Here is a 17159-nt window from a genome sequence, read left to right as displayed (position 1 = left end):
TCAGTGCAGGTGGTCCCAGCGCACGACCGCGGCGACCTCCGCCGGGTCGAGCGCCGCCACCAGGTCGGCGACCTTCCCGCGGCCCGGCAGGACGGCGGTGGGGTCGAGGGTCAGCCACGGCACGAGCACGAACGCCCGCTCGTGCGCGCGGGGGTGCGGCAGGGTGAGCTCGGGGTCGTCGGAGAGCACGGGCGCGCCGTCGTCCCCGGTCACGGTGACCACGTCGACGTCGAGGGTGCGGGCACCCCAGCGCACCTCGCGGGTCCGCCCGGCCGCCTGCTCCAGCTCCTGCGCCCGCACGAGCCAGCCGCGGGCGTCCCGGTCACCACGGACGACGGCGATCGCGTTCAGGTAGGGCGGCTGCTCGACCGGCCCCCACGGCGGCGTCTCGTACAGCGTGGAGCGGGCGACGAGGCCCTCGTCGGCGAGCGCGGTCAGGGCCGTCCGCAGCGTGCCGGCGCGGTCACCGAGGTTGGCCCCCAGCGACAGGACGGCGCGGCTCACCCGCGCTCCCGCCGGACGGTGACCGTGACGTCGTCGAACGGGACCCCCAGCTCGGCCTCCGGCTTGTGCACGGTGATCTCCACCGCGTCCACCAGGTCGTTGGCCAGGCAGACGTCGGCCAGCCGCTGGGCGAGGGTCTCCAGCAGGTTGACCGGCTCCCCGTCCAGCACGGCGCGCAACTGCTGGGCGAGCTCGGCGTAGTTGACGGTCAGTTGCAGGTCGTCGGCTGCCGCGGCCGCCGCGGTGTCGACCTCGAGCACGGCATCGACCGAGAACAGCTGCCCGCGCTCGCGCTCGAATTCGTACACCCCGTGGTGGGCGTGCGCGCGGATGCCGCGGACGGCGATCCGGTCAGGCGTGCGGCGGTCGGGGTGGCTGCTGGCCACGGCCGGCTCCCTTCACTCGCTGGACCACCTCGAGGGTGTGGACGGCGTCCACGGAGGCGGCGGCGTCGTGGACCCGCACACCCCACGCACCGGCCTCGGCGGCGAGCACCGTGGTGGCCAGCGTCGCGGCGTCGCGCTGCTCCGCGGGCCGGGCCGCGCCGTCGGGCCCGGCGAGCAGCTTGCCGAGGAACGTCTTGCGGGAGGCGCCCACGAGCACCGGCAGGCCCAGGCCCACGAGCCGGTCGAGGCCGGCCAGCAGCGCCCAGTTGTGCTCCGCCCGCTTGGCGAAGCCGAGGCCGGGGTCGAGCACCAGCTGCTCGGGGCGCACGCCGGCGGCGACGACGTCCTCCACCCGGGCGGTGAGCTCGGCGCACACCTCGGTGACGACGTCGCCGTAGCGGGCGGCCGCGTACATCTCCCGGCTGTGCCCCCGCCAGTGCATGAGCACCCACGGAGCGCCCGTGTCGGCCACCAGCTTCGCCATGCCCTCGTCGGCCAGCCCGCCGCTGACGTCGTTGACCAGGACCGCTCCGGCATCGAGCGCCGCCTCGGCGACCTCCGCCCGCGTGGTGTCCACGCTGGTGCGCACCCCGGCCGAGGCCAGCTCGCGGATCACCGGCAGCACCCGGCGGCACTCCTCGGTGGCGTCCACCCGGTCGGCGCCCGGGCGGGTGGACTCCCCCCCGACGTCGATGTAGTCGGCGCCGGCGGCGTGCATGGCCAGGCCGTGGGCGATCGCGGTGGCCGGGTCGGCGAAGCAGCCGCCGTCGGAGAACGAGTCGGGCGTGACGTTCAGGACGCCCATGACCACGCACCGCCCGGGGCGGGGCACGGCGGATCCGGCGCCGGTCACCGGCCCAGGCCCATGGCTCGGTTCCGGCCTCGCTCCGCTCCTCGGTCGCCGGCGCTCCCTGCGATGCTCACTCGGCCGTCACCTTCGCATCACCAGGCTCATCGCCTCGCTGCGCGTCGCCGCGTTGTCCCGGAAGATGCCCCGGACCGCCGACGTCACCGTCGACGACCCCGGCTTGCGGATGCCGCGCATGGCCATGCACAGGTGCTCGGCCTGGACGACGACGAGCACGCCGCGCGGCTTGAGCGCGTCATTGAGGGCGTCGGCGACCTGCCGCGTCATCCGCTCCTGAACCTGCGGACGGCGGGCGAACACCTCGACCAGCCGGGCCAGCTTCGACAGCCCCGTGACCCGTCCGTCGGCGCCCGGGATGTAGGCGACGTGCGCGACCCCGTGGAAGGGCACCAGGTGGTGCTCGCAGGTCGAGTACATCGGGATGTCCTTGACCAGCACCAGCTCGTCGTGGTCCTCGTCGAACGTCGTCGCGAGGATGTCGTACGGGTCCTGCCACAGTCCGGCGAACGTCTCCGCGTACGCCCGCGCGACGCGGGCCGGGGTGTCCTGCAGGCCGGGGCGGTCGGGGTCCTCGCCGACCGCGATCAGCAGTTCGCGCACCGCGGCCGCGGCCCGCTCCTGGTCCACCCCGCGGGCCGGCTCCAGGAGCTGGTCGGCCGGCTCCGCCGGGATCTCACTCACGACTCCTCCTCGCTGGCGCCCGTCGTTCGCGCTCGCGACACTGCTCCGTCCACGGGCGAGCTCGCAAGCTCGCTCACCTCTGGACCGGCGCCCCGACGTCGCCGACCGGCGTGGTGTCGTGCGTGGCGCCGTTCCCGGCGGCCTTCTCGGCCGGGGTGAGGACCGGCGGCTGGTCCGACGGGGTGCGCTTGCCGAAGCCGTTGTACGGCGCGAGGGAGGGTCGCTTGGCGACCGGCGCGCAGATGCGGGCCATGTCCTCCTTGGACAGCGTCTCCTTCTCGATCAGCTCGAGGACGAGCTGGTCGAGGACGTGCCGGTACTCGACCAGGATCTCCCAGGCCTCGTCGTGGGCGGCCTCGATCAGGGCGCGGATCTCCGCGTCGATGTCGGCGGCCACGGCCTCGGAGTAGTCCGGACGGGACTGCATGTCCCGGCCCATGAACGGCTGGGAGTCCGCGCTGCCGTACTTGACGGCACCGAGCTTGGCGCTCATGCCGTACTGGGTGACCATCGCGCGGGCCATGGCGGTGGCCTTCTCGATGTCGTTGCCGGCGCCGGTGGTCGGCTCGTGGAAGACCAGCTCCTCGGCCGCGCGCCCGCCGAGGGCGTAGGCGAGCGTGTCGATCATCTCCGAGCGGGTCTGGGTGTACTTGTCCTCGGTCGGCAGGACCAGCGTGTGCCCCAGCGAGCGGCCGCGCGGCAGGATCGTCACCTTGTGCACCGGGTCCAGGTTGGGCAGTGCGTGCGCCACCAGGGCGTGGCCGCCCTCGTGGTAGGCGGTGACCTTCTTCTCCTTCTCGCTCATCGCCCGCGTCTTGCGCTCGGGGCCGGCGATGACGCGGTCGATGGCCTCCTCGAGGGTGGCGTCGGTGATCAGCGAGCCGTTGTTGCGGGCGGTGAGCAGCGCGGCCTCGTTGAGCACGTTGGCCAGGTCGGCGCCGGTGAAGCCGGGCGTGCGGCGGGCCACGGTCTCCAGGTCGACGTCGGGGGCCAGCGGCTTGCCCTTGGCGTGCACCTCGAGGATCCTCTTGCGCCCCAGCAGGTCGGGCCGGTCGACGGCGATCTGCCGGTCGAAGCGGCCCGGGCGCAGGAGCGCGGGGTCCAGGACGTCGGGCCGGTTGGTGGCGGCGATCAGGATGACCCCGCCCTTGACGTCGAAGCCGTCCATCTCGACGAGCATCTGGTTCAGCGTCTGCTCGCGCTCGTCGTGCCCGCCGCCCATGCCGGCGCCGCGCTGGCGCCCGACGGCGTCGATCTCGTCGATGAAGATGATCGCCGGGGAGTTCTCCTTGGCCTGGGTGAAGAGGTCGCGGACCCGGCTGGCGCCGACGCCGACGAACATCTCGACGAAGTCCGACCCGGAGATGGAGAAGAACGGCACGCCGGCCTCACCGGCGACGGCGCGGGCGAGCAACGTCTTTCCGGTGCCGGGCGGGCCGAACAGCAGCACGCCCTTGGGGATCTTCGCGCCGACGGCCTGGAACTTCACCGGGTTGGCGAGGAACTCCTTGATCTCGTGCAGTTCCTCGATCGCCTCGTCGGCGCCGGCGACGTCGTCGAACGTCGTCTTCGGCATGTCCTTGGTGATCTGCTTGGCCTTGGACTTGCCGAAGGCCATGACGCCGCGGCCGCCGCCCTGCATGGAGTTGAACAGCCAGAAGAGCAGCAGGAGCAGGATCAGGAAGGGCAGGAAGCTCACCAGGAGGCTGACCAGCAGGTTGTCCTGGGTGACGTTGGTGTCGAACTCCACGCCCTCGGCGCCGGCCGCCAGGTCGAAGACCTCGTCCTCGGCGCCGATCGGGTAGGAGGCGGTGATCTCCTGGCTGCCCTCGACGGGCTCGGCCAGGTCGAGGTCGAGGGTCTGCTCGCGGTCGTTGATCGTGACGGCCTCGACGTTGCCGTCCTCGAACTGCTCGAGCGCGACCGAGGTCGCAACCGGCTGGTAGCCGCCGTTGCCACTGAACACCGACGAGACCGTGACCGCCAGGAGGATGACCAGGACGACCCAGAACCAGACGGAGCGGAAGATCTTCTTACGTTCCATACACCGATGCCGGGCGCCGGGGACCGGCCGCCCGTCGACCCTCCTGATCGTCCGGGGACGCCGCCTGCGATCCGGGCGAGGACCCCGGCGCCGGGTGCAGCGTCGTCGGGATCGACGGTACACCGGCGGACCTGACGAACTCCTGCGTGCGACCTGGGAACGCCCGGTCGTCGCTCAGGAGGAGTAGACCTCGGCCTTGAGCGTGCCGATGTAGGGCAGGTCGCGGTAGCGCTCGGCGTAGTCGAGGCCGTATCCGACGACGAACTCGTTCGGGATGTCGAAGCCGATGTACTTCACCGGCACCTCCACCTTGACCGCGTCGGGCTTGCGCAGCAGCGCGCAGACCTCGAGCGACGCCGGCGACCGGCCGCCGAGGTTCTTCAGCAGCCAGGACAGCGTCAGGCCCGAGTCGATGATGTCCTCGAGGACCAGGACGTGCCGGCCGGTGATGTCCCGGTCGAGGTCCTTGAGGATGCGGACCACGCCGGAGGAGCTGGTCGACGACCCGTAGGAGGAGACCGCCATGAACTCCATCTGGGTGGGCAGCTGCAGCGCGCGGGCGAAGTCGCTCATGAAGAGCACCGCACCCTTGAGCACCCCGACGAGCAGCACCTCCCGGCCCGCGTAGTCGGCGGCGATCGTCGCGGCCAGCTCCCGGATCTTCTCCTGGATCTGCGCCTCGCTGAGGAGCACGTGGTCGATGTCCGGCCCGTAGCCGTGGTCGGGACCCAGCGCCCCGGGAGTGCTGGCAGGCTCCGTCACGGCAAGGGCTCCTCATCGGGGTGCGCGGGTCCGGGGGAACTGCCCCGGGCGCCCGGCGGCAGCAGCACCAGACTGCCAGACGCCCGGGCGACGCCTGCGCCGCCGGGTAGGTCGACCGGCCCCTGACCGCGCCACCCGGTGACCAGCGTCTCGACCGCCTGCAGGTGCACCGCCTGCAGGTCGGGGATGCCGGCCGCGCGCAGCCACCCCCGGAGCACCCGTCGGCGAACCGCGGCGGGGAGCGGCTCCAGCGGGCGGGCGGGGAGTGTGCCGTCACCGGCCTCCGCGGCCAGCCGGGCCAGCTCGCCGTCGGCCAGCGCGTCGAGGGCGTCGAGGTCCTCGCGGAGCAGCCGCGCGGTGCGGGCCAGCGCCGGTGCCACCCCGCCGCCGAGCACCTCCTCCAGCAGCGGCAGCACCTCGCCGCGCAGCCGCACCCGGGTGTACGCGGGATCGGTGTTCCACGGGTCGTCCCAGACCGGCAGCCCCTGGTCGGCGCAGGCCCGGCGGGTCGTCACCCGCCGCACGCCGAGCAGCGGGCGCCACCAGGTGACCCCGCCGTCGGCCCGCTCGACCACCATGCCGGCGACCGAGCGCGGGCCGGACCCGCGGCCGAGGCCCAGCAGGACGGTCTCGGCCTGGTCGTCGAGCGTGTGCCCGAGCGCGACCCGGGCGCCGTGCGCGGTGGCCGCGTCGGCGAGGGCGGCGTAGCGGGCGCTGCGCGCGGCGGCCTCGGGGCCGCCGTTCCCGGTGACCTGCACCGGCAGGACGAGCACCGGGTCCAGGCCCAGCTGCCGCAGCACCGCCGCCGTGCTCTCCGCGCGCGCGGCCGAACCAGGCTGCAGACCGTGGTCGACGGTGACCCCGCCGACGCGCACGCCCGCGGCGCGGGCCTCGAAGGCCAGCGCCGCGGCCAGCGCCACGGAGTCCGCTCCCCCGCTGCAGGCGGCCAGCACCGGCCGGTCGCCGGCGCGCACGCCGGCCCGGACGGCGCGCCGCAGCTCCGCGACCGCGGGGGGCGGCCCGCTCACCCGGGCGTCAGGCGGGGATGGCCGGGCGGCCGAGCACCCGCTCCACCCACCGTTCCGGCGCCGTGAGCTCCTCGATGCGCGGCAGGTTCTCCGGCGCGTCCCAGACGCGGTTGAATCCCTCCATCCCGGCGAGGTCCACGACACCGCCGACGAAGTGCCGCCCGTCGGCGTACTGCTTCATCTTCTGCTCGAGGCCCAGCAGGCGGCGCAGCACGCGGTCGACCGGGCCGCGGCCCTTGCGGCGCTGCGCGAACCGCTTGCGGAGGGTGCGCACGGTGGGGACGACGTCGGGGCCGACGCCGTCCATCACGTACTCGGCGTGCCCCTCGACCAGGCTCATCACCGCGGTGACCCGGTCGAGCACCTCCCGCTGGCGCGGGTCGCGCACCAGCGCCATCAGCCCCTCGGGCTCGCTGCCGGGCTCGCCCCCGCGCACGGCGTCGACGACGCTGCTCAGCACGTCCTGCAGGCGCTGCCGCAGGACGTCGGGGGCCAGGTCGGTGGCGGCCACGAACTCGGCGACCTGCGTCTCGAGGTAGCCGGCCAGCCACGGGACGCCGGTGAACTGGAGCTGGTGGGTGACCTCGTGCAGGCAGACCCAGAGGCGGAAGTCGGACGGGTCGACGCCGAGCTTGCGCTCGGTCGCGACGATGTTGGGCGCGACGAGGAGCAGCCGCCCGCCGGTGCCGAAGAGCTCGTACTGGCCGAGCACCCGGGAGGAGAGGAAGGCGAGCAGGCCACCGGCCTGCACCCCGGTGGCCCGGGAGCCGATGGCGGTGGCCAGGGCGCTGGGACGGCTGCCCTGGCGCTCGGCCAGCTTCTCGACCAGGGGGTCGAGCAGCGTGGCCATGCCGCGGGCGTTGGACTCCGCCCAGCCGGGCCGGTCCACGACCGCGACCTGCGGGACGACGCCGCCCGGCGCCGGCCGCAGGCCGGTCAGGGCCTCGACGTGCCCGATCGCCGTGGCCGCCGCCTCGTGCAGTTCGCGGACGACGGCCGCGGCCTCTTCCCGCGTCGTCCGCGGACCCGGGCTCACCAGTCGGCGGGCCGTGCGACCGGCGAGGTCCCAGTCGACCATCGTGGAGGCGCTGCTCATCACCTCACCGTACGCGGGGGACGCCCGGCGGGCCGGGGGTCAGCTGCAGCCGCAGCGGGCGACCGTGGCCGCGAACTCGTCGAGCGTGGCCTCGGCCGCGGCCTCCCCGCCGGGGGCCTCGTCGGCCACCACCGCGAAGGCCAGGAGCCGCCCCTCGGCGGTGACGACCGTGCCGGCCAGGGCGTGCACCCCCAACAGCGTCCCGGTCTTGGCCCGCACGGTGCCGGGTGCGGTGGCCGGGTCGTCGTCGCCGCGATCGGCCAGCGTGCCGTCGTAGCCGGCCACCGGCAGACCGGCCAGCAGACCGGACCCGGCACCGAGGCTGCCGTCGGCGGCACCGGTGACCAGCTCGGCGAGCACCTCCACCGGAACCCTGTTCTCCCGGGAGAGCCCGCTGCCGTCGGCGAGGGTGACGCCGGAGACGTCGACCCCGGCCTCCTGCAGCGCACCGAGGACCGCACGGGCGGCTCCCTCGAAGCTCGCCGGCTCCCCCCGCGCCAACGCGACCTGCCGGGCCAGCGCCTCGGCGAGCACGTTGTCCGACATCGACAGCGCCTGCTCCACCAACCGGGCCACCGGCGCCGACTCCACCGTGGCCAGCGTCGCCGCCCCGGGGGGCGCCTGGCCGAGGGTCACCGTGGCACCCGGCGCCCCGAGCGCGTCGGCGAGCGCGACGCCCGCGTCGAGCCCGGGCTGGCCGCTGCGGGCCACCGAGCCCGGGCTGACCCGTGCCCCGTCGACGGCGGTGGCGGTGACCGGGGCGGCGTAGCTGGACGGGGCGTCACCGGGCCCCCACCCGCTGGCGGTGAGCGGGCCGCTGAACAGCGAGCTGTCCACGACCACGCGGGTCACCGGTGTGCCGGCCGGGAGCGCCGCCGTGGCCTGGGTGGCGAGATCGGCGACGGTGGCCGCGCCCGGGTAGGTCTGGGACGGGGCGGTGCGTGAGAGCGTCGGATCGCCGCCACCGACCAGCACGACCTCGCCCGGCGCCGCGCCGGCGACCACCCGGGTCTCCAGCGTGTCCGAGCGGTCGAGCGCGGTCAGCGCCGCCGCGGCGGTGAGCAGCTTGGCCGTCGACGCCGGCGTCGTCGGCTGGTCGGCCGCCTGGGCGAACAGGACCTCGCCGGTGGCGACGTCGACCACCTGGGCGGGGGTGCCGCTACCCAGCGGCGGACCGGTGACCAGCGGGGTAAGCAGACCCTCGAGGACCGCCGGGTCGGGCACCGGCGCGTCCGTGGCGAGCGCGGCGAGGACGGGGTCGGCGTCCCCGAGCTCGGGGAGCCGGGCGTCGGGGACGGCGACGGCGCCGCCGTCGGTGCCCCCGTCGTCGCCGGCCAGCACGCCGAGACCGATGCCGGCGCCGGCGAGCACCAGGACGAGGGCCACGACCGCCATCGCCATGCGGCGCCGGAAGCGTCCGTAGTTCGCCGTGACGACCGTCGATCCGCTCGACGAGATGGTGCTCACCCCCCGTAGGGGGGGCCTGCGCCGACCGCACCACCCCCCGTGGGCCACACTACGGTCGTGCAGTTCGACGTGACGGTAGAAATCCCGAAGGGCCAGCGGAACAAGTACGAGCTGGACCATGAGACCGGCCGCATCCGCTTGGACCGGATGCTGTTCACCTCCACCCGCTATCCGGCGGACTACGGCTACATCGAGAACACCCTGGGGCAGGACGGCGATCCGCTCGACGCCCTGGTCATCCTCGAGGAGCCGACGTTCCCCGGGTGCCTGGTCACCTGCCGGGCCATCGGCATGTTCCGCATGACCGACGAGGCCGGAGGGGACGACAAGGTCCTCTGCGTGCCGGCGACGGACCCGCGGGTGGCGCACCTCAAGGAGATCCACGACGTGTCGGAGTTCGACCGTCTGGAGATCCAGCACTTCTTCGAGACCTACAAGGACCTGGAGCCGGGCAAGTCGGTCGAGGGCGCCGAGTGGGTCGGCCGCGAGGCGGCCGAGGCCGAGATCCTGGCCTCGATCGAGCGCGCGAAGAACACCTCCGCCCACCACTGACCCGCCGCCCGGCCTCCGGGACCGGGCGCCGAGCGCACCGACGGCGGCACACCTCACCGAGGCGTGCCGCCGTCAGCCGTTCCCGCGGACGCCGGCGGGGCGCCGCTACGCGACCCGGGAACGACGCAGCGGGCCCGTCCCGGTGGACGGACCCGCTGGTGGTGGGAGAGCCGCCTGTCGGAATCGAACCGACGACCTTCTCATTACGAGTGAGATGCTCTACCGACTGAGCTAAGGCGGCGAACTGCCCGCACAGCCTACGACACCGTGGCGGCGCGCTCGCACAGGGGCGCCGGGGTGTCAGGCGGGCAGGCGCAGCGCCACGGTGAGCGCCTCGAGGGCGATCCGCGGCTTGACGTTCTGCTCCAGCGCCTGCCGGCAGGCGAGGATCGCGTCGATGCGGTGCACCGCCCCCTCCGCACCGATCCGGCGGGCCAGCTCCTCGGCATCGGCCCGGCGGTCGGGGTGGTTCAGCTGCGGGGTGTCCGCAGGAGCGGCGCCGACCACCAGCGCGTCGCGGTAGAGCCCGGCGAGGTCGACCAGCGCCCGGTCGAGCGAGTCGCGCCCGATCCGGGTGGCCCGCGACTTCTGCCGGCGCTCCAGCTCCTTGAGCTGGCCGGCGCTCCCCCGGCTCGCCGCGACGACCCCCGGGCCACGGGCGCCCACGCCGAGGCTGTTCTTCAGCGCCTCGGTCTCGGCGGCGTCCAGCGCATCGGTGGCCACGTCGGTCTCCTCCTGGGCGCTGCCGACCAGGTCGTCGGCGGCGTCGAGGCACGCGGCCAGCGAGACGAGCTTCAGCGGGACGTCCAGCACGGCCTTGCGGACCAGCCGGGCGTCCTCGTCACGGGCCAGCCGGCGGGCCCGACCGACGTGGCCACCGGAGGCGCCGGCCGACCACGCCGCCAGGGCCGGGTCGATGCCGTCGCGACGGACCAGCACCTCGGCGATGGCGTCGACCGTCGGTGTCCGGAGACCGATCACCCGGCACCGGGAGCGGATGGTGACCGGCACGTCGTCGGGGTGCAGGCTGGGCGCGCAGAGCAGGAAGACCGTGCGCGGCGGGGGTTCCTCGATCATCTTGAGCACGGCGTTGGCGGCCGTCTCGGTCATCCGGTCGGCGTCCTCGACCACGACCACCTGCCAGCGCCCCCCGGACGGGGCGCGCCCGGCGACCCGGATCAGCCCCCTGGCCTCCTCCGCGCCGATCGAGAGGCCGTCGGGCACGACCACGTGCACGTCGGCGTGCGTGCCGGCCAGCACCGTCCGGCACTCGTGGCAGGTGCCGTCACCGCCGGCCGGGCACTGCAGGGCGGCGGCGAAGGCGCGTGCGGCCACCGACCGGCCGGAGCCGGGCGGGCCGGTGAACAGCCAGGAGTGGGTCATCGCCGTCGGGTCGGCGATCGCCGCCCGCAGCTCGGCGACCACGGCCGGCTGGCCGACCACCTGCGTCCAGACGCCCTCGGTGGGCGCGGTCACCGGCGCCGTCACGGGTGCAGCTGGGGGGTGGCGCCGGTCTGCACGTGCCGGCCGTGGTCCACCGACTCCGGATCGACGTCGTGCCGCAGCTCGGGCGCGACCTGCACCTGCTCCGTCGGCTGGGCGAGGGTCTGCAGCGGCAGTCCGGAGAGCAGCTCGGCCACCCGCACGCGGATCGCGGCGGCGATCTCGTCGGGCGACCGCCGTGCGTCCAGCACGAGGTACCGGTCGGGGTCGGCCTCGGCCAGGGCCTGGAAGGTGTGCCGCACCCGCTGGTGGAAGTCCAGCGACTCCGACTCCAGCCGGTCGGCGGCGGCCCGGCCCCGGGCCCGCGCCAGCCCCACGTCGGGCGGCAGGTCGAGCAGCACGGTCAGGTCGGGCTGCAACCCCTGGGCAGCCCAGCGCGACAGCATCCGCACGTCGTCGAGCGGGATGGCGCGACCGGCCCCCTGGTAGGCCAGCGAGCTGTCGATGAAGCGGTCGGTGATCACCACCTCGCCGGCATCCAGCGCAGGGCGCAGGACGGCGTGCACGTGCTGGGCGCGGTCGGCTGCGTAGAGCAGCGCCTCGGTCCTCGGCGCGATGCCCACCTGCGCCCTGTCCAGCACGATCGAGCGGATACCGGCCCCGGGCGGGGTGGCGCCGGGCTCGAAGGAGGCGCGGGCGACCAACCCCTCGTCGGTCAGCCACTCCTGCAGCCGGCGCACCTGGGTGGACTTGCCGGCACCCTCCCCACCCTCGAAGGCGATGAGGACCCCACCCCCGGCCAGCCGGCGCCGGGCCGTGGTGTCGCGGCGCAGCGCCGTCATGACGTCGGCGAGCAGCGGCACCGGCCGTCCGTCGTCCATCTGCCGGTAGGCGACCAGCCCGACGCCGACGGCCAGCAGCCCGGCCGCGAACAGCATGATCCGCTCGCCGGAGATCGGCACGGCGACGGCGCCGAGGTCGATCTCGTGCCGCCCGATCAGACCCACCCCGATCGGCACGAGTGCGAGGGAGATGATCAGCGCCGCCCGGACCAGGGACTGCACGATCGCGAACGTGCGACCCCGGATCTCGTCCGCCACCTCGGTGCCGATCAGGGTGATCCCGGCCAGGAAGGCCATCCCGGCGAAGAAGCCCATGGCGACGACCAGCACCAGCGAGATCCACAGCGCCGGTGACCAGGACAGGAACAGCACCACGGTCCCGGCGCCGACGATCGCCACCCCGAAGATGCGCTCGCGGGCCAGGTCGCGGGCCACGCTGGGGCCCACCCCGATACCGAGGCCGAGGCCGACGAAGACGGCTCCGAACAGCAGCCCGTAGGCCGCCTGCCCGCCGCCGAGCACGTTGACGTAGGCCTGGCCGGTCGCGATGATCGCGCCCGCCGCGACGAAGGCCCCGGTGATTCCCACGACCAGGCCCCGGATCAGCCGGGTGTGGCCGGCGAAGGAGAACCCCTTGATCAGCGACCCCAGGAAGCTCTCCTGCTGGCCGACGACCGCCCCCGCGGCACGGCGGCCGCTGATCGAGGGCAGGTTCCAGATGACGGCTGCGGCGACCAGGAACGTGAGCGCATTCAGATAGAGCGCGAGATCCACCTCGTCCACCCCCGGCAGCACGTCGCTGACCCGGCTGCCCACGCTGGTGAGCACCGCGAACACGATCGCCGCGACCACCGGGGTCAGCCCGTAGGTGGTGACCAGGGAGAGCTGGTTGGCCGCCTCCAGTTGGTCCTTGCGCAGCATGTTCGGGACGGCGGCGTCCTTGGCCGGGATCCAGAACAAGCTGAAGGCCTCGATGACGAACTGGGCGATGAACAACCAGATCAGGTTGTCGACGATCGGGATCGACGCGAACAGCCCGAACCGGAAGATGTCGGTGACCACCATCGTCTTGCGCCGGTCGAACCGGTCGGCGAAGGCCCCGGCCACCGGACCGAGCACGATGGCCGGGAGCAGCCGGAACAGCAGGACGCCGGCCAGCGCGAACTGTTGCGCGGCGTAGTCCTCGAAGGTCAGCGTGGCGGTCACGGTGATGGCGAGCAGGCCCAGCCAGTCGCCGAAGCTGGACAGCAACGTCGACAGCCACAGTTTGCGGAAGTCGGGCACCCGCAGGACCGCCCGGAGCTTGGCCCCCAGCCCGACCGCGCCGGAGGAGTCCGCACCCGAGGGCGCGCCGTCCTCCCCCACCTCCGTCAGCGGCGGACCCGCAGACGGCGGCACCGGGGTACCGGCGGGTGGCAGACCGTCACCCGGGGCAGCACCGGGGACCCCGTCGGACGGGGGTACCGGGGGCGTCGGCTCGGCCGGAATCGTGGGCTCCCAGGGTCGGAGGTCGCGGGGCGTGGCGGGCTCCAGCGGGGCAACGGTACCGGTCCGGCGTGACGATTCCGGCCCTTCCCGCCCGATCGGGCAAAACGGATACCTCTGGTTCCGTCGTGGTTCACCCGCGGGGGCCACAGGGTCGACCGGTGACGGGAACAGGAGTTCCGGCGGAGCAGGCGGTGCGCGGGCCTCAGCGCGGGGTGAGCCGGTAGGCGTGGGTCCGGTAGGGCAGCTCGAGCTCCTGCCGCCCCCGGGTGCCGGGATGGTCGGCCAGCAGGTCGCGGATCCGCGCCAGGAACTCGCGCCGCCCGGCGTCGTCCATGACCGCGACGTAGCTGCGGGTGGCGATCCCGCCGACGACGTCCTCGGGGGTCACCCGCTGCACGACGGCCGACTCGACCACCTGCACGTCGGCCGCGAGCTCCTCGGCGAAGCGGTCGACGACGCCCCGGTCGGCCTCGTGGCCGCGCGCCTCGTCGGCGATCAGCTCTTCCAGGGCGGCGATCCAGGGGACCCGGTCGTCGCGGGTGTTCCAGACCAGGCCGAGGACGCCACCGGGGCGGAGGACCCGGTGGATCTCGCGGGCGGCCGGCGGCGGGTCGAACCAGTGCGCGGCCTGCCCCGCGACGACGGCGTCGGCCGAGGCGTCGTCGGCCGGGATCGACTCCGCGGTCCCGACCGCCGTCGCGACCGCCGGCAGCCGGGCGGCGAGCTCGGCCAGCATCTCCGGAGCCGGGTCGACCGCCCGGACCCGGTGGCCCAGGCCCAGCACGACCTCCGCGAGCAGGCCCGTACCGGCGCCGAGATCGAGCACGTCCCGCGGTCGGCGGCGGCCGAGGAGGAAGCCGACGGCGTCCGCCGGGTAGCTCGGCCGCAGCGCCGCGTACCCGGCCGCGACGGACCCGAACGAGCGCGCCCGGGCCTGCAGCACGTCCTCGTCCGGGCCGGTCACGGGGTGGCGGTGACCGGGTCGGCCGCCGCCTTCGTCGCGGTCTTCTTGGCGGTCGCCTTCTTCGCGGGGGTCTTCTTCGCCGTCGTCTTCTTGGCCGCCGTCTTCTTGGCGGCCTTCTTCTTCGTCGCCGGCCCGCGCGCCCGGCGGTCGGCCAGCAGCTCGGCCGCCCGCTCGATGGTGATCGACTCGACCTCGTCGCCCTTGCGCAGGCTGGCGTTGGTCTCGCCGTCGGTCACGTACGGGCCGAACCGACCCTCGCGCACGGTGACCTGCCCCTCGGTGACCGGGTCGGGCCCCAGCTCCCGGAGCGGCGCCTTGGCCGCCGCGCGGCCGCGCTGCTTGGGCTGGGCGAAGATCGCCAGCGCCTCCTCCAGGGTGACGGTGAACAGCTTCTCCTCGCTGTCCAGCGACCGGGAGTCGGTGCCCTTCTTGAGGTAGGGCCCGTAGCGGCCGTTGAGCGCCTGGATCTCCTCGCCGTCGGGTGCGGCGCCGACGGTGCGCGGCAGGGTCAGCAGCTTCAGGGCGTCGTCGATGGTGACCGTCTCCGGCGACATCGAGGAGAACAGGCTCGCCGTCCGCGGGGCGTCCTTGCTGCCCTCGGGGACGACGGTGGTGACGTAGGGGCCGTACCGGCCGGCCTTCACCACGACCGCGTGGCCGGACTCCGGGTCGGTGCCCAGCTCCCGGTCGCCCGAGGGCGCCTCGAGCAGCTCGCGCACCTTCTCCTCGGTCAGCTCGTCGGGCGCGAGGTCCTCGGGGATGCTGACCCGCGCGCCGTCGTCCCCGGCCTGCAGGTACGGGCCGTAGCGGCCGACCCGGGCGACGACCGGGCGGCCCTCGGGGTCGGTGGCGCGCAGCGGGATCGAGTTGACGCCGCGGGCGTCGATCTCCTCCAGCCGCTGGCCGATGACGTGCTTGAGCCCACCGGACTGCGCGATCGCGCCGGCGTGCCGGCCCTCGCCGCCGAAGTAGAACTCGGTCAGCCAGGTGACCCGCTGCAGGGTGCCGCCGGCGATCTCGTCCAGCTCCTCCTCGAGGGAGGCGGTGAACTGGTAGTCCACCAGCTGGGCGAAGTACTGCTCCAGCAGGTTCACCACCGCGAACGCGACGAACGACGGGACGAGGGCGTTGCCCTTCTTCCAGACGTACCCGCGGTCCTGGATGGTCTGCATGATGGACGCGAAGGTCGAGGGCCGGCCGATCCCGAGCTCCTCGAGCCGTGCCACCAGGCTCGGCTCGGTGAACCGGGACGGCGGCTGCGTGGTGTGCCCCTTGGCGTCCAGCGTCCGGGTGTCCAGCTGCTGGCCGCGCTCCAGCCGGGGCAGCCGGCGCTCGGCGTCGTCGCTGCCGTGGTCGTCGTCGCCGGCGTTCTGGGCGCCCTCGTCGCGGGACTCCACGTAGGCACGCAGGAAGCCGGGGAAGGTGATCGTGCGGCCGCTGGCGGTGAACTCGACCGCCTCGTCGGTGCTGCTGCGGCCGGCCAGGCGGACGCTGACGGTCTGCCCGACGGCATCGGCCATCTGCGAGGCGACGGTGCGCTGCCAGATCAGCTCGTAGAGCCGGAACTCGTCGCGCGCCAGCCCGGCCGCCAGCTGACCCGGGGTCCGGAAGCTGTCACCGGCCGGGCGGATCGCCTCGTGCGCCTCCTGCGCACCCTTCGACTTCTTGCTGTAGACCCGCGCCTCCGGCGGCACGTAGGCGTCGCCGTACAGCTCCCTGGCCTGGGTGCGGGCGGCGTTGACCGCCTCGGCCGACAGGTTGGTCGAGTCGGTCCGCATGTAGGTGATGTGGCCGTTCTCGTACAGCCGCTGGGCCACTCGCATGACCTGCGCCGAGGACCAGCCGAGCTTGCGCCCCGCCTCCATCTGCAGCGTGGAGGTGGTGAACGGGGCGTAGGGGCGACGGCGGTAGGGCTTCTCGTCGACCCGGCTGACGTTCACCTGCCGGCCCTCGAGCCGGGCGGCCAGGCCGCGGGCGCCGGCCTCGTCGAGGTGCACGACGTCGCCGGTGACGCGGCCGGTGGCGGCGTCGAAGTCCTTGCCCGTGGCGACGCGGCTGTCGTCGACGCTGACCAGCTTGGCGCGGACCGTGGTCGGCTCGCCCTCGTCGGCGCCGTCGGCGCGGCCGGGGACGGCGAAGGTGCCCTCCAGCGACCAGTAGTCGGCGGCGTGGAAGGCCATCCGCTCGCGCTCGCGCTCGACGACGATGCGGGTGGCCACGGACTGGACGCGGCCGGCCGAGAGCTTCGGCAGGACCTTCTTCCACAGCACCGGGCTGACCTCGTAGCCGTACAGCCGGTCGAGGATGCGGCGGGTCTCCTGGGCGTCGACCAGCGCCGCGTCAAGCTCGCGCGGGTTGGCCACGGCGCGGGCGATCGCCTCGGGGGTGATCTCATGGAAGACCATCCGGCGCACCGGGACCCGCGGCTTGAGGGTGTCGATGAGGTGCCAGGCGATGGCCTCGCCCTCGCGGTCCTCGTCTGTCGCGAGGTAGATCTCGCTGGCGTCCTTGACCAGCTGCTTGAGCCGGCTCACCTGCTGCTTGCGGTCGGGGCTGACCACGTAGAGCGGTTCGAAGGAGTTGTCGACGTCGACGCCGAGGCGGGCCCACGCGGCCCCCTTGTGCTCGGCCGGGACGTCGGCGGCGTTGCGCGGCAGGTCGCGGATGTGCCCGACGCTGGCCTCGACGACGTAGTCGCTGCCCAGGTAACCGGCGATCTTGTTCGCCTTGGTCGGGGACTCCACGATGACCAGCGGCTTGCCCCCGGGCGCGGCCGAGCGCCGGCGGGCGGGCGTCTTCGCCGCGCCGTCGGTCGCGGGGGCGCTCTCGGTTCCGGTCTGCGGGGTCTTCGTGGGCACGGTGCTCCTGTCGGTGGTGCTGAGGTGGTGCGTGCGCGGCGTGCCGGTACCGACCAGGTGGCCGTGGTGCGTCGCTCCGGCGTCGCCGGGGCCGGCGGGCGCCACCGCGGAACGCCCCCTCGGCGCGCCACGGTAAGCCACCCCGCGGCAGGGCCGCCGGGCGCGACCCTCCGTGG

Annotated in this window: 14 protein-coding genes and 1 tRNA gene; 1 reads left to right on the top strand and 14 read right to left on the bottom strand. The window is 74.2% G+C overall.

From position 1 onward, the window contains the following. The 9 genes from folK to dacB all read right to left on the bottom strand — a co-directional run bounded on the left by folK (position 1) and on the right by dacB (position 8836). On the bottom strand, positions 1–504 hold the full coding sequence (folK, locus tag ABDB74_RS02455) for a 2-amino-4-hydroxy-6-hydroxymethyldihydropteridine diphosphokinase (RefSeq protein WP_346621478.1): 504 nt from the start codon (positions 502–504) through the stop codon (positions 1–3). Next, positions 501–890, bottom strand: a complete 390-nt coding sequence (folB, locus tag ABDB74_RS02450; RefSeq protein ID WP_346621476.1) for a dihydroneopterin aldolase — start codon at positions 888–890, stop codon at positions 501–503. Before folB ends, folK begins: the two co-directional genes overlap by 4 nt. Further along, a complete protein-coding gene (gene folP / locus ABDB74_RS02445) occupies positions 856–1722 on the bottom strand; it encodes a dihydropteroate synthase (RefSeq protein WP_346621474.1) in 867 nt (288 codons plus the stop codon). The genes folB and folP overlap by 35 nt, the downstream gene beginning before the upstream one ends. Positions 1723–1821: 99 nt before the next feature. Continuing rightward, positions 1822–2403, bottom strand: coding sequence for a GTP cyclohydrolase I FolE (folE, locus tag ABDB74_RS02440; RefSeq protein WP_407062161.1), 582 nt, complete (start codon positions 2401–2403; stop codon positions 1822–1824). A gap of 109 nt (positions 2404–2512) precedes the next feature. Further along, positions 2513–4483 carry an ATP-dependent zinc metalloprotease FtsH gene (gene ftsH, locus ABDB74_RS02435; RefSeq protein ID WP_346621473.1) on the bottom strand — a complete coding sequence of 657 codons (1971 nt, stop codon included), beginning with the start codon at positions 4481–4483 and terminating at the stop codon, positions 2513–2515. 174 nt (positions 4484–4657) lie between these two features. Further along, complete coding sequence (gene hpt / locus ABDB74_RS02430; RefSeq protein WP_346621471.1) at positions 4658–5245, bottom strand: hypoxanthine phosphoribosyltransferase; 588 nt, start codon at positions 5243–5245, stop codon at positions 4658–4660. Then, a complete protein-coding gene (gene tilS, locus ABDB74_RS02425; RefSeq protein WP_346621469.1) occupies positions 5242–6273 on the bottom strand; it encodes a tRNA lysidine(34) synthetase TilS in 1032 nt (343 codons plus the stop codon). Before tilS ends, hpt begins: the two co-directional genes overlap by 4 nt. A gap of 7 nt (positions 6274–6280) precedes the next feature. Next, on the bottom strand, positions 6281–7369 hold the full coding sequence (locus ABDB74_RS02420; RefSeq protein ID WP_346621467.1) for a zinc-dependent metalloprotease: 1089 nt from the start codon (positions 7367–7369) through the stop codon (positions 6281–6283). A 39-nt stretch (positions 7370–7408) separates the two neighbouring features. Then, positions 7409–8836 (bottom strand): D-alanyl-D-alanine carboxypeptidase/D-alanyl-D-alanine-endopeptidase, encoded by a 1428-nt coding sequence (gene dacB / locus ABDB74_RS02415; RefSeq protein ID WP_346621465.1) that lies wholly within the window; start codon positions 8834–8836, stop codon positions 7409–7411. A gap of 57 nt (positions 8837–8893) precedes the next feature. Here dacB and ABDB74_RS02410 point away from each other — a divergent pair, with 57 nt between their 5' ends. Next, positions 8894–9388 (top strand): inorganic diphosphatase, encoded by a 495-nt coding sequence (locus tag ABDB74_RS02410; RefSeq protein WP_346621463.1) that lies wholly within the window; start codon positions 8894–8896, stop codon positions 9386–9388. A gap of 168 nt (positions 9389–9556) precedes the next feature. Here ABDB74_RS02410 and ABDB74_RS02405 read toward each other — a convergent pair. The 5 genes from ABDB74_RS02405 to topA form a co-directional block, all read right to left on the bottom strand. Further along, a tRNA-Thr gene (locus ABDB74_RS02405) sits at positions 9557–9629 on the bottom strand. 59 nt (positions 9630–9688) lie between these two features. Further along, positions 9689–10876 carry a DNA polymerase III subunit delta' gene (locus ABDB74_RS02400; RefSeq protein ID WP_346621461.1) on the bottom strand — a complete coding sequence of 396 codons (1188 nt, stop codon included), beginning with the start codon at positions 10874–10876 and terminating at the stop codon, positions 9689–9691. Beyond that, complete coding sequence (gene tmk / locus ABDB74_RS02395) at positions 10873–13071, bottom strand: dTMP kinase (protein ID WP_346621459.1); 2199 nt, start codon at positions 13069–13071, stop codon at positions 10873–10875. The genes ABDB74_RS02400 and tmk overlap by 4 nt, the downstream gene beginning before the upstream one ends. Positions 13072–13363: 292 nt before the next feature. Further along, positions 13364–14125, bottom strand: a complete 762-nt coding sequence (locus ABDB74_RS02390; RefSeq protein WP_346621458.1) for a methyltransferase domain-containing protein — start codon at positions 14123–14125, stop codon at positions 13364–13366. Continuing rightward, on the bottom strand, positions 14122–16983 hold the full coding sequence (gene topA / locus ABDB74_RS02385; protein ID WP_346621457.1) for a type I DNA topoisomerase: 2862 nt from the start codon (positions 16981–16983) through the stop codon (positions 14122–14124). The genes ABDB74_RS02390 and topA overlap by 4 nt, the downstream gene beginning before the upstream one ends. Positions 16984–17159 lie beyond the last annotated feature (176 nt).

This window comes from Blastococcus sp. HT6-4, assembly GCF_039679125.1.
Classification (GTDB): Bacteria; Actinomycetota; Actinomycetes; order Mycobacteriales; family Geodermatophilaceae; genus Blastococcus; species Blastococcus montanus.
The sequence above is the reverse complement of the archived record's forward strand: the minus strand, read 5'-3'. Positions and strand labels throughout refer to the sequence as shown.

Coding starts and splice junctions, on each gene's coding strand:
- ftsH (WP_346621473.1), bottom strand. CDS start 4,483: ATGGAACGTAAGAAGATCTTCCGCTCCGTCTGGTTCTGGGTCGTCCTG.
- ABDB74_RS02420 (WP_346621467.1), bottom strand. CDS start 7,369: ATGAGCAGCGCCTCCACGATGGTCGACTGGGACCTCGCCGGTCGCACG.